The organism is Bacillus sp. XB1 (genome assembly GCF_053557995.1).
In genome coordinates this window covers 1,145,289-1,159,387 of sequence record NZ_JBNRIL010000001.1, presented here as the reverse complement: position 1 = coordinate 1,159,387, position 14,099 = coordinate 1,145,289, and the positions used below count along the sequence as shown (strand labels likewise).

The window sequence follows — 14,099 nt, the reverse complement described above, 5'->3', positions numbered from 1 at the left end:
GAATGAATGCTATATTAATTAAAAATCGATATAATTAAATATAGAATTACTGAAGGAGGTGTAAGATGTATAAGTATTTAAATATTTTAAACGACATAGAAAATATGATTCAAAATGGAGAAATAAGAGAAGGAAAGAAATTACCGTCTATACGGTCACTCGTTACGCAATATGAATGTAATAAGGCAACAGTTATACGTGCTCTTCATGAATTAGAAAAGCGTCACATTATATATTCTGTCCCTCAAAGTGGATATTACGTTGTTAAGAAATCTGGGAGTACCATAGAAAATAACGAGATAATTGATTTCGCTTCTTCAGCACCAGATCCAGATGTTTTCCCATATTTAGATTTTCAGCATTGCATTAATAAGGCTATTGATACGTATAAAAATGATTTGTTTGTATATGGAACGCCGAAAGGGTTACCATCTTTAATACCAGTTATTCAAAAACAACTAGCAAATTATCAAGTCTTTACAAAAGAAGAAAATATTTTTATAACGTCAGGTGTTCAGCAGGCACTTGCTATATTAACTTCCATACCATTTCCGAATGGAAATGAAACTGTATTAATTGAACAGCCAACATATCATCTATATATTGATTATCTAGAAATAAATAAAGTTCCTGTAATCGGTATTAGACGTACGAATGAAGGTATCGATTTGAATGAATTGGAGCAAATATTTCAAACTGGAAAAATAAAATTCTTCTATACGATACCGAGATATCATCATCCGCTTGGAACGTCTTATTCTAAAGATGAGAAAGAAAAAATCACACTATTGGCTAAGAAATACAATGTATTTATAGTGGAAGATGATTATTTAGCAGATTTAGAAACTGATTCAAAAGCAGATCCGTTATATAGCTTGGATAATTGTAGTTATGTCATATATTTGAAAAGTTATTCGAAGATTATTTTTCCAGGTTTACGGGTTGGAGTTGCGGTCATCCCACGATCCATTGCAACTGCTTTCTATACATACAAAAAAATACTAGATATTGATAGTCCGATGATTTCTCAAGCGGCTTTAGAAATTTATATAAAGAGCGGTATGTTTGAACGTCATAAAAATAAAATTAAATCTTCCTATCACAATAGATCTAAAAAATTAGCAGAAACACTAGAAAGAACTCATAGTGAAAACCCACTTTTATTCACATATAAAAAGCATAATACAATTGGAATTCATACTTGTTTAAAATTACATAAAACGAGTAGTTCAGAAATGTTTTTCAAAAGACTAAGTGAAAAACAAATAAGTATTGATACAATTGATAAAAATTATGTGAGAGGTTTTCCGAAAGAAAGACTATTAAAGTTAAACGTATCGAATGTAAAGGAAGATAGGATTGAAGAAGGAATTCGTAAAATAATAGAGGAAATCAAACAATTGGAACATATATCCTTCCAATTTAAAAAAGAAAAAAATGAATAAGTAGCTTTGTTGTGAGACGCAAAATAATTCTTTTGTTTGTGTGTATCGCTATAATAATTGAAGCTATTGTTGTAACTAAATATTATAATAAGGATGATAATTATAATCCTTCAAAGATACATGGCTCGATTTATTGGAAGATAATTCCTAAAGCCAATGCTTAATTAAGGTTATGGCGGGTATAAACCAATTAGAACGTGATCTGATTCGTAGGTGGAAACATAAAGGTATTGAACTGAATAAGAAAGAAGGAAAATTTAAAGGTTGGTTAAAGAAATACTATAAAAATCATGCAGGAATGAATTATGCAGTAAAGCTTTATGAAGAGGTAGATATGAATGTAAATCAAATTTGTGAAATTACAAATGTGTCTAGGGCCTCATTATTTAGAAAGCTATCGGAAAGGAACAGTTGATGAGTTATACTAAAAATCAGAAATATATAATAAGGGATAAATTCCATAGAGAGGTGGAATTACATGCCTAAAATTGATAATATGTTAGCGATTCTATGGATGCTTCGCTCAGGTAAAAAAATTACTGCAAAACAAATTTCAGAAAAGTTAGAGATGAATATAAGGACTGTGTATCGTTATATTGATACAATTTCAACAAGTGGTGTACCTATAATTTCAGAACCAGGACATAACGGTGGATACACGTTATTAAACAATTTTATTGAGGCTCCTCTTTTTTTTGATTTTGAAGAGCAAACTTCACTATTTCACGCTGCTGTTTTTGCAGAAGAAGCCGGATATTATGGAGGTGAAGCATTAAATAGGGCCATTTCAAAACTAAGTAAATACTCAAATCAAGAGCAGGAAGCAAAGATAAACCGACATTTAAGTAGTCTAGAAGTAATAAGTCGATTTAGTTCATCCTCTATGGAACATTTTTTGAAGGAGTTGGAGGAGGCCGTAACTGATGGGTATTCAGTAAAAATTCTTTATTATAAAAGTGGGAAAAAGCAATTAAATTATAGATTGGTCGATCCGTACAGAATTATCTATTGGAATAATAGGTGGTATGTGATTGGATTTTGTCATCTTAGGAATGATATCCGTAGTTTTAGGGTAGATCGAATTGAAAATTTAATGCTAACCGAAAATAAGTTTAACCGGCCAGAAAATTTTTCAGCACGTGACTTTTTTATAAAAAATCTTCTTCCAACTATAGAAGATAAGGAAGGGATTATTTCTTTGGTTATTAGTGGGGATAAAAGTGTATTGGATGATATTTGCCAACATTGGTTTTTAGGACATTATTTACAAGTGCGAACTTCAAATCAAGCAGTTTTTCTTCTTGAAAAAGATATGATACATACATATGTACCTTATTTACTTTTACCGTACAATAAATCTATTAAAGTTATTGAGCCAATAAGTCTTAAGAAAAGACTTATTGAAGTTCTGTCGGAATTAATAAAATTTCATGAAGTATGATAACTTCCCTGACGTTAACTGTCAGGGAAGTTATATTATAATATCCATATCAATTGTGATTGGAGTGATATGGGATGCAAACAAAAAAAGTTTTTCTATATGTATTTAATACAATGTCGGACTGGGAATATGGATATTTAATTACCGAACTAAATTCAGGAAGATATTTTAAAAAAGATTTAGTACCTTTAAAAGTAATTACAGTAGGAGCTAATAAAGAAATGATTACTACTATGGGGGGACTGAGCATAAAACCAGATATTTCCCTTGATGAATGTACTTTTGAGAGTAAAGATCTTTTAATTTTACCAGGAGGGACTACTTGGAGTGAAGAGATTCATCAACCTATCTTGGAAAGAGTTGGCCAAGCTTTAAAGTTTGGTACTATTGTTGGTGCAATTTGTGGTGCAACTGAGGCCCTTGCAAATAGGGGATACTTAGATACTAGAAAGCATACAACTAATAATTTAGAATACACTAAAATGGTATGTCCTAACTATAAAGGAGAAAAATTCTATGAGTTGAGATCTGCGGTATCTGATGCGAACTTAGTTACTGCATCAGGAATAGCTCCTCTGGAATTTGCGATGGAAGTACTGAAAAAATTAGATGTATTTGCACCAGATACATTACATTCATGGTTTAACCTAAATAAAACTCACAAACCTGAATACTTCTTTCAGTTAATGAATTCAATAAATTGATGAACTAAAAAATCAACTAAGCAGATTTATATTTGTTTAAATAATAACCATGCTCTAGACAATGTCAAAGCATGGTTATTGAATATAACTTAAAAATGGTTATAAAGTAATGAAAATCCCTTAACTTTGTATATTCGTATTTTCCTGACGTTACCTCTATAAAAGGAAATATGATAACAATCATATACCCAAAGTGATAGAACTGAGTTATAAAAAGTAGAAGAAAAGTGTTATGTTAATAATTTTTAGAGCACCCAATTGTTGAGTGCTCTTTTTGTTTAGGACATAATTGTTTTAAATGGAAATAAACTACCAATAGATGATATCTTTAAAGTATAGCATTTATTTTGAATGGGAGGGTGATGGAGTCTATGGGGGTACGTATAGTCGATGATTTACAGCAATTATCATTATTACTTATGTTTTTAAGTACATTTATATTTTACAGATACTTAAAGAAAGTGAAACGAGAGAGAAAATTGACTGGTTTTGAATGGACAATGTATTTTGTCACTCAATTTGCGACATTAATTTGGGCATTCACTTATTTTATTAAACACTTAGCTGAATCGTAATTTCTACTCATTTAAATCTAGTGTATTGTTATCTATTAGGGATATAAATATAGTCTGTATCTAAATCAATGACAGCATCGCTTAGGACTTCTTCTTGTAGTAATTTTGAGGATTTTTCAAAGTGATACCGTACACAAAATAAGCTTAGAAGATCTTCGTTAGATAACTCTTCACTTTTAACATGTAAATACATTGTTCTTATTTCGTGTATAGAGCAGGTAAGGCCAATAACATACTCATTTATTTCATATCCATCAAATTCAATTATCATATTATCACTGTTGGTTGCTAGCCAACTTTATAGCTTAATTTTAGATGAATCCATTATACATTGTTTGAAATTTAGTGAGAATATATTTTATAAAATGTGAGGGGTATAAATGGAACAAAATAAATTAGTTTTAGAAGGACCAAAACGTCTTAAGTGGAAAACATGTAAAATTAAGTCTATACAGGATAATGAAATTATCGTTAAAACAATTGCAGGTGCAATAAGTATTGGAGCAGAGTTACCACAGTATAAAGAATCGGATGTTACAGATACAAATCCTATCTATCCTAGAAAAACTGGATATGAAAGTTATGGTGAAGTTATTCAAGTTGGTAATAAAGTAACAAATTTAAACGTAGGTGATAAAGTAGTTTCTTTTTATGGACATGAAACGATAGGAATAGTTAAGGGAGATAAAGTAATTCGAGTACCTAGTTATATAAAACCTAAAGTTGCTTTATTATCTATTCTTTCGTGTGATGCTGCTAAAGGGGTATTGAAGCTAGACCCGCGACAGGATGAAAAAGTACTTATTACTGGAATGGGAGTTATCGGTTTACTCGCTTGTTATTTCTTAAAATACTATGTAGGTGTTAAGCATGTGGATGTTGTTGAGCCTAATAAAAATAGAAGAGAATTTGCAAAGAAGTTTGGTGCGAAAAACCTCTTTGATTCAGAAAAACAAATAATAGAAACATATAATTACGGTTTGGAATGTTCTGCTACAAATAGAGGGTTTCACACATTACAAAAGGCCATTAATAGTAATAGAGCGATATGTATTCTTTCTGATGGTAATATAGAAGACTTAACATTAACCGCCGACTTTTATCGAAAAGAATTGAAAATCATTGGTTCAAGTGATGGATATGGTTACCAAAAACATGCAGATTGGTTTTTTAGTCAAATAGAACAGACGCCATGGATAGAAGAGATTTTTCAACATGAAATTCATTATACTGCACTTGAAAAATGTTTTGAGGAATTAAGTCAAGGAATAATTACTCCTTTAAAAGTATTTGTCTCATATGAATAAAATGACAACGTACTTGTCACGTAGCTCACATATATTTTGTCATTAATATGATAATAAAACGAGGAGTAGCATGTACGTGTTAATTTTTAATAGGCACAACGGGTTGTTGCTCTTTCATTATGTACAAATCGTATATTATCTTTCTCAATGTACATATTAAGTAAAGTATTTAATATCACGTACATAAAAGGCGGGGTAATATGGATGGAAATAAGAAAAATGAAGAATTGAGTAAATTTAAGAAACAATGGTTTAATGAAGATAATCAACCAGTAGCTGGTATAGAGCTAGCCTTACCGCCTGATATAGGCAGCATGTTAGACTCGAAATCAGTTGATGATCAAAGTGGAGAAAGTAATAATGAATAAGTTTAATCTATACGCATCCATTTGGGTGCTTTTGTTTTTTTGACAATAGAAAATAGATCATCAAATTCTTATTGAAAAAAGATGGATCTAAATAGATCCATTTTCTATATATGTAAGTTTTAATTTTCACCAAAAAGTTTAAAGTGCATCTAGAATGCTAATAACATTTACCATTAAAGGATTGGGCTATTATGCATATTATTGTTGAAAGCATTATTTTAATTCTCACTGGGATTCTTGCATTAAAAATGACAGGTAGTAAATCTGTTAGCCAAATGACAAGAGCTGAAATCATCATAGTAGTATCAATTGCGCGTATTATTGTAGAGCCTGTATTAAGTAGGAATGTAGTCCCATCTATATTTGCAGCTGTAATATTTGCAAGCGTACTTCTTATCATTCATTTCTTTGAACTGAAATCAAGGGAGGCGGAACAATTCCTAAATGGCAGTAGCTTTGTAATTGTTGAAAATGGAGAGATTATTAAAGCGAACTTGATGAAGGCAAAAATGTCTGAACAACAACTTTATATGCAATTAAGAGAAAAAGGAATACATGATTTAAAGATTTTGCAGCAAGTTACAGCTGAGCCGAATGGACGTATTGGTTATCAATTAATAGAGAAAGCTCAACCGATAACTTTAGAAATGTTAGAAAAAACATTAGATCAGCACAAAATAAAAAGATAATTTCTTATGTGAAATGCCAATATACAATTGAATTATTGGCATTTTTTATTTTTTCTAAATGTAAAAGTTAATATTTAGAATAGATATTCAGCCAATCTTTAAATTAGATATAGGCTTATTAATATGCTATATTCAATGGAGCTATAGTGACTGTGGTGAAAAAAGCAGCGTTAAAATGAATAGGTCTTTCATGTGATATTAAACATGAGATAAGAATAAGGAGATAAAAATAAAATGGAATTTTGGGAATCAAGTTTTATTGAGAAACAAACAATGTGGGGATTTGAACCTACAGAATCTGCAATTTTGACAAAAGATTTTTTTCTAGAAAAGAACATTAAGGACATATTAGTTCCCGGTATTGGATATGGTAGAAACGCAAAGGTATTTATCAAAAATAGTATAAATGTAACAGGCATTGAAATTTCGAAAACAGCGATCGATTTAGCAAGAGAAAACGGACTAGAAGATGTTAGTATGTATCACGGTTCAGTAAACGAAATGCCTTTTGATAATAAACTGTATGATGGGATATTTAGTCATGCACTTCTTCATTTGTTGAATGGACAGGAAAGAGAGAAATTTATTGAAGATTGTTATAATCAGTTAAAACCAGGAGGATATATGGTTTTTACAACTGTTTCTAAAAAAGCTCCCATGTACGGAAAAGGAAAACAGTTGGATAAAGATTATTATGAGATAATGGAAGGTGTAAAAATGTTCTTCTATGATTCTGAATCTATAAAAAAAGATTTTAATCAATATGGATTAGTACAAGTTTCGGAAATTGATGAACCAAATAAGAACATAGTAAATAAACCTTCAATCAATTTCTTAATGATAAAATGTAAGAAAGAACGATAACTAAAAGTTATTAAGAATGATTAAAGATGTTTATATATTGATTATGCACAAATAAAAAGGACAAGCATATAATATAAATACCTTTTAACTTTAAGTAACCTTAACTTTCGTTAATAGGGTATCTCAAAATCCCCAAAAGAGCACTTGCGGAAACAAGTGCTCTTTTATTTTTTTGTTTCATAAATATTTATACTTGCAAATTTCGTGCAATAAAAATAAATCTGAGAGAAATAACCATATCTTTATTATACGATTATTTCTGAACTACAAACGTTATAGCATTTGTTTTTAATTGAATGTGTCTTTCATTACGAACTATATTATAAGCTAATTCTTTTATTTCAACTTTTACTTCTTTCCATCCTTTATAAATACTTTTTAATAGATGTATCATTTCATCAGTTGGGAGATTAATTTCAATTAAAGCTTCTAATTCTTCATTCGTTTTTAAATCAATTTCTTGTATGTTAGAGTTAATAATCAAACAATTAATACCGCCGTTTTTTGTCCCTTGTTTCATAGAATGGAGCACTTTTTTTAAATCTTCTTTTGATTTAACATGCTCTAAACTTGATACTGCAACGATATAATCATAAGCGTTAGAGTCAATATGATAGTTTTCAATTGCTGCTTGTTCTGTTTTTATAACCTCGAATACATCATGTTCTTTACTATAAGTTTGTAGCTTTGTTAAAGCGGAATTAAGTAAATCAACACATGTAACAGTGCCGCTAGTATTTCTTAATTTTTGTGCAATTGGAATGCTATTTCTACCGACGCCAGAGCCAAGATCAAGTACTTGCAAGTTGTTTTGTCCTTCAAAGTGATCCATCAAGTCCATAACTGTTTTAACCGGTTTGTACAGCCAAGAGCCAATTTCAAATAGTTTATATTGTTCATAGCAAAGGTCGTGATATTTCTTTTCTTCTTGTCTTATGTAATCGATACGGTTCATATTGTTTCAGCCCCAATATTTTTATTGCAAAATTCATATGTAGGACAACCTTTTATATTTGTTTGAATTCGAAAAATACCACCAGCATGTGGATACTCTTTTAATTCGTCATCTGTCATTCTTGTTCTGGCTGTTGTAACATATAAATCTTTTAAATTAGGCCCACCAAATGTACATGATGTAACATATAACGCAGGAATTGGAATGCTTAATATTTGTTCTCCAGTAGAGGGATGCCATCTAGTTATTTTTGAACCTCCCCAATGTGCAATCCATAAACAACCTTCTTCGTCAATTGTCATACCATCAGGTAGACCATCATTTTCAGAGAAAATGATTACATCAATTGGATTATGAATGTCTCCAGTACGTATATTATATTGATAGCGAACCACTTTTTTAGTAGGTGTATCTATAAAGTAAAAGTATGTATGATCAGGTGACCAAGCAATTCCATTTGATGTATTTACATGTGAAACTTTTTTCTCTACACTTAAATTATGATGTAAACAATACAAGGAACCTGCAGCATTCATACCGTATGTATCTGTAGAACCTGCCCAGAAACGACCAGCTGGATCACATTTTCCATCATTGAAACGATTTTCTATTAAATGTGGTTCAGGGTCAAAAATATGTGTCAGTTTTTCGGTATTTACATTAATAGAATAAAAGCCTTTTTCCATAGCTAAGAGTAGTACATCCTCTAAATATGGAACAACACAGCCAATTTGTTGATTGAGAGCAATTACTCGGTTCGTATTAGCGGTAGGATTGTATATGCATAATTTTCTCTCCATAATATCAACCCAATATAAAAGTTGCTTTTTTCCATTCCAACATGGTCCTTCAGCTAAACTTGCTTTAGCATCTAAAACTAATTCTATATTACTGAACAAGATGTTCACCTCGCGTTATAAGATATTAATATAATTCGATAAGAATAGAGGTAAACCTTTTAGTCAAAGGATATTAAAATTTATGCTGTAGAAAAATGACCTTCTCACAAGTGATTAAAAAAGTGTATAAACAAGGAGAGGAAAATGCATATGATGTTTTATGAGATTGTTTGCTTTTCTTGTAAGAATATATTTCGTGTTTACGAAGGCAGTGAAAAATATAAGCGATTTAAAGAGAAACCAAACGGGGCATATTGTTGTGATGAGTGTAGTCATAAAATTCAATTAGAAGCGATAAAGAATTTTTTTAGATAATTAAACTAAAATTCCGGAAGTCATAACTTAATTTTTATTTTAGAAGATTTTTTAAGAATAATGTCTAAATATAGAATGTAAATAAAGATGAAGTATACACAAAACAATTCGTTTAATCGATAAGTATATATTATGAAAATTGAGTTAGAAATAAAAACGGCAAGCTAGAATTCGCTTGCCGTTTTTTTTATAGTTTTGTATGTATTTGTATACCTTTTGCTTTTTCTTTTTCGTTCTTTACGCGTACAATTAAATTATAAGATCCAGATTTTGGTGCTTCAAAAGAAAGTAAACCTTCTTTTTGAGAAGTGACTTCTTCTTCGTAAATGACCTTATCGTCTTTAGTGATTTGTAATAAAATTGTACCCTCTTCAACGGTTGCATCAAAAGGAAATTGTACATTTCCTTGTTCAGTTTTGATCGTTTGTACATCGTAATACCCTTTCAGGGAGCCAATGTTTAAAGTTGTTTCGCCGTTTTTTTGAACCTTGGTGACTTTTACTGCTGTATTACCACATGCGCTTAATAATACAACAAGAGTTAGAATGAGAAATAAACGTAGTAATTTCATAGTGATCCCCTTTTTATCATTATAAAATTTTTCCAATGCGTAAATTAGTTTATCATTTTTTTATAAATAAATATATACATTAAAACTAAAAGTTGTTATTTAGTGATAATCTCTTATATACCATTTGGTTTCTATTAGTCTAAGAAACTTCAGTACATGTTGAATATTCAATTAATAAAATGTTATAGGAGTTAAATATTTTATCTTACTATTAGATTACTTGAATAAAAAGAAAATACCGAAAGTATATATAAAAGCAGGTACTTTCGGTGTTCTCTTTTTTACTATCGTGAATACATTTTCGGACATTCATCACCACTTGGTTCATAAAAACAATGGCTTTTAAACTGTCCTACAAATGGCTGATTATACCATTCAGGTGGACAAGCTCCAACTGGACGGAAATACCAAAGAGCCCATCGTGCAGGCCAGCGCCATTCACCTTGCAAAACTTTTCGTGCGATTTCTTTTTCTGATTCACGAGCACGTTGATAAAAATATCCATATTGTACTGCTTCAAATCCGCCGGGGCTTTGATATACGGCGTCTCGTACGGTACGGAGTTGTTTAAAATCTAAGCAATCACAAAATACACGATTTACTACAACGCATCCAACTAACTCCTCACCTTGGCGACCTTCGCCTTCAGCTTCAGCACGAATTAAACGAGCTAGTAAATCAACATCACTTTCGTTGTATGGAATAAGGGGCATAGTGATACCACCTTTCTGTTATAGTAAAGAGTGTATGTTATAAAACAATCTGCGTGCTTTTTTACATAAAAATAACATTTAATTTTAAGAGGAGCTTGTATAAAAAGAGCTAATTAGTAATAGTAGATAAATATAAAAGGGAGAGGTATTATGTATCGAATTCATAAAGACCATATCATTTACTCAATGTCACCAGAAAATAAGCCTTGTATGGAAGTGGAAATTGGGAGCAGTCTTGTATTTGAAACATATGATTGCTTTGAAAATCAAATCGATTCTGAAGATGTTGTGTTTCAAGAATTAGATTGGAACCGAATTAATCCAGCGACTGGACCTGTATATGTTAAAGGAGCAGAACCTGGCGATATATTAGCCGTAACGATTGAAAAGATTAAAATTGCAGAGCAGGGCGTTTTAACTACAGGTGCAAACCTTGGTGTAATAGGGGATGAGTTAAATGAAAATACAGTGAAAATTGTCCCAATACATAATGAACATGTTTTGTTTTCAAGTGAACTACAAATCCCGATTAATCCAATGATTGGGGTAATTGGTACTGCACCGAAAGAAGAGAGCATTTCATGTGGCACACCGCATGATCACGGCGGGAATATGGACTGTAAAGAAATTAAAGAAGGAACAACATTACTACTACCAGTTAATGTCCCAGGAGCACTATTAGCGTTAGGTGATTTACACGCAGCAATGGGTGATGGTGAAATTGGTGTTAGTGGTGTAGAGGTTGCTGGTGAGGTAACGGTAACAGTTCAAATTATAAAAGAAAAGAAATGGCCGTTACCAATGGCTATTCAAAAAGAAAAAATGATGACGATTGCTTCAGAGAAATTGTTAGATGATGCAGCAAATCGTGCTGTACGTAATATGGTGACATTTTTACATGAAGAATTAGCAATGTCTAAAGCTGATGCAACGCTTTTATTATCGGCAGCAGGTAATTTAAAAGTTTGCCAAGTTGTGGATCCGTTGAAAACGGCGCGTATGGAATTAGGGATGGATTATGTGGAGAAACTAGGATTTACTTTTAGTAAATTTCATATTAAATAGATAAGGGACGAAAAAGGATGCTTTTGTATAAAAGCATCCTTTTTTAATTTACGGATTTTGTGAAAAGAGGTAGTATTTATTTTATATAAGTATATTTGAGATTGTGGATTAAAAAGGAGTTCAATAATGGTCAAAATTATGATTGTAGAAGATGATATGAAAATTGCAGAACTATTATCAACACATGTTGCGAAATATGGTTATCAAGGAGTTATTGTATCGGACTTTCAAAATGTATTAGACATTTTTTTAGATGAACAACCAGAGTTAGTTTTATTAGATATTAATTTACCGAGTTTTGATGGGTACTTTTGGTGTCGTCAAATTCGCGGTGTTTCTACATGTCCGATATTATTCATTTCGGCTCGTGAAGGTACGATGGATCAAGTTATGGCGTTAGAAAATGGTGGCGATGATTTTATTCCGAAGCCTTTTCATTATGAAGTTGTAGTGGCGAAAATTCGTAGTCATTTAAGACGTGCATATGGAGATTATGCACCGAAACTAGAAGAGCGAATGATTGAGCAACAAGGCCTTTGTTTATATCCTGAAAGACTTGTATTGAAACTTAGAAACGAAGAGATTGATATAACGAGAAACGAAGCTATTTTATTAGAGACATTAATGAAAAATTATCCGCGTGTTGTGAGTAGAGAAGTGTTACTTAATAAATTATGGGATAGTGAATCTTATGTTGATGATAATACATTAAGTGTAAATACAACACGTGTGCGTAAAAAGTTACAAACGTTACATATAGAAGGTGCGATTGAAACGATTCGTAGTGTTGGATATAGATTGCATATTACTTGGGATACTGGTATAGAAAAATGATAAGATTGTTTATACGTGATCATATACCACTTATTTGCTTTACTATAATTCAACTACTAGCTATATTTCTCGTATATTGGTTTGATGGGCATAATCATATTACAACGGCGTTATATGCAATGTTTCTAGGTATTTTCTTTATGGGAAGTTATTTAGTGTTTCGTTATTTTACACATCGTTCTTTTTATGAGCGCTTAGCAAACCCGATGCAATCTTTGGATGAATCTGTTCAAAAATCTGATTTTGCAGCTGTATCGGCTGCTCTTCAAGAACTACTTGAGGTGCAATATCGACATTATCAAAATCAGCTGCAAATGCAAGAGAGAAAAAATAATGACCATTTAACCTTTATGAATCAGTGGATTCATCAAATGAAAACACCTTTATCTGTAATAGAATTAATTACACAGGATGAAGTAGATTCACGTTTTGAAAGTATAAATGAGGAAACTGATCGATTAAAAAAGGGATTAGAAATGGCTCTGTATGTCGCACGTTTAGAAGCATTTACACAAGATTTTTATGTAGAAAGAGTACAACTACATAAAATAGTGAATGATTCGGTACATGAGCATAAACGGTTCTTTATCCGGAATTTTGTATATCCAGAGCTTGAAATTGATAAGGACATTACTGTAGAAAGTGATGCGAAATGGTTACAATTTTTAATTGGGCAAATACTATCGAATGCGATTAAATATTCATCAGGTAGTAGAGAAAAGATTAAAGTGAAAGCTTGTAAGGAAGGTAATACCGTTATACTTGAAATTGCTGATAATGGCGTAGGTATACCGAAGCAAGATTTACCAAGAGTCTTCAAACCTTTCTTTACAGGAGAAAACGGTAGAGATTTTAAAGAATCAACAGGAATGGGGCTATATCTCGTATATGAAATTACGAAGCAATTAGGACATAGTGTAGAAATCCATTCAGAAGTTGATAAAGGTACGGTAGTACGAGTAATATTTTTTAATGTGTAAAAAGTGATCAAGGCTAAAGAACGTTGGAGATAAGTTTTTTAGCCTTGTTTTGTATTTTTTAAAAAGTTTTCATATGAATAAATGATACAAATTAGTAAAAATTAAAGATATGAGCACATGAAATTGTAAAAATAAACTTGAAGAAAAATAATTGCTTTTGAAGTACAAATAATAATATTTACGCATACAGTATTATCATGGTACAATTATGGTTATTAATGACAGAAAGGAATGATGGGTGGACGATGATTAACTAATCTTATTTTTAAATGTTGAAATTCAATAAATTTCAATTTCTAAAAAATAGGATTAGTCTGCCCAATTTCCATAGAACGGTATTGCTATTTATGTTACGTAATAGCTTATTTGGGTGT

17 protein-coding genes and 1 pseudogene are annotated in these 14,099 nt (G+C 31.3%); 13 read left to right on the top strand and 5 right to left on the bottom strand.

Annotated features, from left to right (window positions below; all coding sequences use genetic code 11):
• Window positions 1-65 precede the first annotated feature (65 nt).
• From ACK1U5_RS05895 to ACK1U5_RS05875, 5 genes and pseudogenes are all read left to right on the top strand, one after another.
• On the top strand, window positions 66-1,445 hold the full coding sequence (locus tag ACK1U5_RS05895; protein ID WP_069604889.1) for an aminotransferase-like domain-containing protein: 1,380 nt from the start codon (window positions 66-68) through the stop codon (window positions 1,443-1,445).
• 106 nt (window positions 1,446-1,551) lie between these two features.
• Window positions 1,552-1,860, top strand: a pseudogene (locus ACK1U5_RS05890) (helix-turn-helix domain-containing protein); the annotation flags it as partial.
• A gap of 63 nt (window positions 1,861-1,923) precedes the next feature.
• Complete coding sequence (locus ACK1U5_RS05885) at window positions 1,924-2,886, top strand: helix-turn-helix transcriptional regulator (protein ID WP_001124137.1); 963 nt, start codon at window positions 1,924-1,926, stop codon at window positions 2,884-2,886.
• Window positions 2,887-2,960: 74 nt separating this feature from the next.
• Entirely contained in the window at window positions 2,961-3,590 is a 630-nt protein-coding gene (locus tag ACK1U5_RS05880) for a type 1 glutamine amidotransferase family protein (protein WP_001193607.1), read from the top strand.
• A 371-nt stretch (window positions 3,591-3,961) separates the two neighbouring features.
• Window positions 3,962-4,165 (top strand): hypothetical protein, encoded by a 204-nt coding sequence (locus tag ACK1U5_RS05875; protein ID WP_000538966.1) that lies wholly within the window; start codon window positions 3,962-3,964, stop codon window positions 4,163-4,165.
• Between the two features lie 28 nt (window positions 4,166-4,193).
• On the opposite strand, the gene ACK1U5_RS05870 is transcribed toward ACK1U5_RS05875, so the two are convergent.
• Complete coding sequence (locus tag ACK1U5_RS05870) at window positions 4,194-4,436, bottom strand: hypothetical protein (protein ID WP_009326972.1); 243 nt, start codon at window positions 4,434-4,436, stop codon at window positions 4,194-4,196.
• Between the two features lie 109 nt (window positions 4,437-4,545).
• On the opposite strand from ACK1U5_RS05870, the gene ACK1U5_RS05865 reads away from it, so the two are divergent.
• The 4 genes from ACK1U5_RS05865 (at window position 4,546) to ACK1U5_RS05850 (ending at window position 7,393) form a co-directional block, all read left to right on the top strand.
• Window positions 4,546-5,472, top strand: coding sequence for an alcohol dehydrogenase catalytic domain-containing protein (locus ACK1U5_RS05865; protein WP_069604888.1), 927 nt, complete (start codon window positions 4,546-4,548; stop codon window positions 5,470-5,472).
• Window positions 5,473-5,672: 200 nt separating this feature from the next.
• Entirely contained in the window at window positions 5,673-5,840 is a 168-nt protein-coding gene (locus tag ACK1U5_RS05860; RefSeq protein ID WP_000348947.1) for a hypothetical protein, read from the top strand.
• Window positions 5,841-6,031: 191 nt separating this feature from the next.
• Window positions 6,032-6,529, top strand: coding sequence for a DUF421 domain-containing protein (locus ACK1U5_RS05855; protein ID WP_000547584.1), 498 nt, complete (start codon window positions 6,032-6,034; stop codon window positions 6,527-6,529).
• A gap of 234 nt (window positions 6,530-6,763) precedes the next feature.
• Window positions 6,764-7,393: a class I SAM-dependent methyltransferase gene (locus ACK1U5_RS05850; protein WP_000397592.1), complete on the top strand. Its 630-nt coding sequence runs from the start codon at window positions 6,764-6,766 to the stop codon at window positions 7,391-7,393.
• A gap of 253 nt (window positions 7,394-7,646) precedes the next feature.
• On the opposite strand, the gene ACK1U5_RS05845 is transcribed toward ACK1U5_RS05850, so the two are convergent.
• Both ACK1U5_RS05845 and ACK1U5_RS05840 read right to left on the bottom strand, forming a co-directional pair.
• Window positions 7,647-8,348 (bottom strand): class I SAM-dependent methyltransferase, encoded by a 702-nt coding sequence (locus tag ACK1U5_RS05845; protein ID WP_061139261.1) that lies wholly within the window; start codon window positions 8,346-8,348, stop codon window positions 7,647-7,649.
• Complete coding sequence (locus tag ACK1U5_RS05840) at window positions 8,345-9,247, bottom strand: SMP-30/gluconolactonase/LRE family protein (RefSeq protein ID WP_061139260.1); 903 nt, start codon at window positions 9,245-9,247, stop codon at window positions 8,345-8,347. Before ACK1U5_RS05840 ends, ACK1U5_RS05845 begins: the two co-directional genes overlap by 4 nt.
• A 144-nt stretch (window positions 9,248-9,391) precedes the next feature.
• Between ACK1U5_RS05840 and ACK1U5_RS05835 the strand changes: the two genes are divergently transcribed.
• A complete protein-coding gene (locus tag ACK1U5_RS05835) occupies window positions 9,392-9,562 on the top strand; it encodes a DUF2197 domain-containing protein (protein WP_000551047.1) in 171 nt (56 codons plus the stop codon).
• A 187-nt stretch (window positions 9,563-9,749) separates the two neighbouring features.
• On the opposite strand, the gene ACK1U5_RS05830 is transcribed toward ACK1U5_RS05835, so the two are convergent.
• Window positions 9,750-10,133, bottom strand: coding sequence for a BA_1872 family lipoprotein (locus ACK1U5_RS05830; RefSeq protein ID WP_000771814.1), 384 nt, complete (start codon window positions 10,131-10,133; stop codon window positions 9,750-9,752).
• Window positions 10,134-10,417: 284 nt separating this feature from the next.
• Window positions 10,418-10,846, bottom strand: a complete 429-nt coding sequence (locus ACK1U5_RS05825; protein WP_001128398.1) for a cell wall hydrolase — start codon at window positions 10,844-10,846, stop codon at window positions 10,418-10,420.
• A gap of 150 nt (window positions 10,847-10,996) precedes the next feature.
• On the opposite strand from ACK1U5_RS05825, the gene ACK1U5_RS05820 reads away from it, so the two are divergent.
• The 3 genes from ACK1U5_RS05820 (at window position 10,997) to ACK1U5_RS05810 (ending at window position 13,725) form a co-directional block, all read left to right on the top strand.
• The gene (locus ACK1U5_RS05820) at window positions 10,997-11,911 is read left to right on the top strand and encodes an acetamidase/formamidase family protein (RefSeq protein WP_061139259.1); all 915 of its coding nucleotides are present in this window, start codon (window positions 10,997-10,999) and stop codon (window positions 11,909-11,911) included.
• 126 nt (window positions 11,912-12,037) lie between these two features.
• Window positions 12,038-12,745 (top strand): response regulator transcription factor, encoded by a 708-nt coding sequence (locus tag ACK1U5_RS05815; protein ID WP_000238990.1) that lies wholly within the window; start codon window positions 12,038-12,040, stop codon window positions 12,743-12,745.
• On the top strand, window positions 12,742-13,725 hold the full coding sequence (locus tag ACK1U5_RS05810; protein WP_030025701.1) for a sensor histidine kinase: 984 nt from the start codon (window positions 12,742-12,744) through the stop codon (window positions 13,723-13,725). The genes ACK1U5_RS05815 and ACK1U5_RS05810 overlap by 4 nt, the downstream gene beginning before the upstream one ends.
• Window positions 13,726-14,099 lie beyond the last annotated feature (374 nt).

Bases quoted from the DNA above. Each gene is read 5' to 3' on its own strand.
- ACK1U5_RS05810 (WP_030025701.1), top strand. From the start codon at position 12,742: ATGATAAGATTGTTTATACGTGATCATATACCACTTATTTGCTTTACT.
- ACK1U5_RS05835 (WP_000551047.1), top strand. From the start codon at position 9,392: ATGCATATGATGTTTTATGAGATTGTTTGCTTTTCTTGTAAGAATATA.
- ACK1U5_RS05825 (WP_001128398.1), bottom strand. From the start codon at position 10,846: ATGCCCCTTATTCCATACAACGAAAGTGATGTTGATTTACTAGCTCGT.
- ACK1U5_RS05865 (WP_069604888.1), top strand. From the start codon at position 4,546: ATGGAACAAAATAAATTAGTTTTAGAAGGACCAAAACGTCTTAAGTGG.
- ACK1U5_RS05820 (WP_061139259.1), top strand. From the start codon at position 10,997: ATGTATCGAATTCATAAAGACCATATCATTTACTCAATGTCACCAGAA.
- ACK1U5_RS05880 (WP_001193607.1), top strand. From the start codon at position 2,961: ATGCAAACAAAAAAAGTTTTTCTATATGTATTTAATACAATGTCGGAC.
- ACK1U5_RS05850 (WP_000397592.1), top strand. From the start codon at position 6,764: ATGGAATTTTGGGAATCAAGTTTTATTGAGAAACAAACAATGTGGGGA.
- ACK1U5_RS05855 (WP_000547584.1), top strand. From the start codon at position 6,032: ATGCATATTATTGTTGAAAGCATTATTTTAATTCTCACTGGGATTCTT.
- ACK1U5_RS05885 (WP_001124137.1), top strand. From the start codon at position 1,924: ATGCCTAAAATTGATAATATGTTAGCGATTCTATGGATGCTTCGCTCA.
- ACK1U5_RS05895 (WP_069604889.1), top strand. From the start codon at position 66: ATGTATAAGTATTTAAATATTTTAAACGACATAGAAAATATGATTCAA.
- ACK1U5_RS05815 (WP_000238990.1), top strand. From the start codon at position 12,038: ATGGTCAAAATTATGATTGTAGAAGATGATATGAAAATTGCAGAACTA.
- ACK1U5_RS05830 (WP_000771814.1), bottom strand. From the start codon at position 10,133: ATGAAATTACTACGTTTATTTCTCATTCTAACTCTTGTTGTATTATTA.
- ACK1U5_RS05860 (WP_000348947.1), top strand. From the start codon at position 5,673: ATGGATGGAAATAAGAAAAATGAAGAATTGAGTAAATTTAAGAAACAA.
- ACK1U5_RS05845 (WP_061139261.1), bottom strand. From the start codon at position 8,348: ATGAACCGTATCGATTACATAAGACAAGAAGAAAAGAAATATCACGAC.
- ACK1U5_RS05875 (WP_000538966.1), top strand. From the start codon at position 3,962: ATGGGGGTACGTATAGTCGATGATTTACAGCAATTATCATTATTACTT.
- ACK1U5_RS05870 (WP_009326972.1), bottom strand. From the start codon at position 4,436: ATGATAATTGAATTTGATGGATATGAAATAAATGAGTATGTTATTGGC.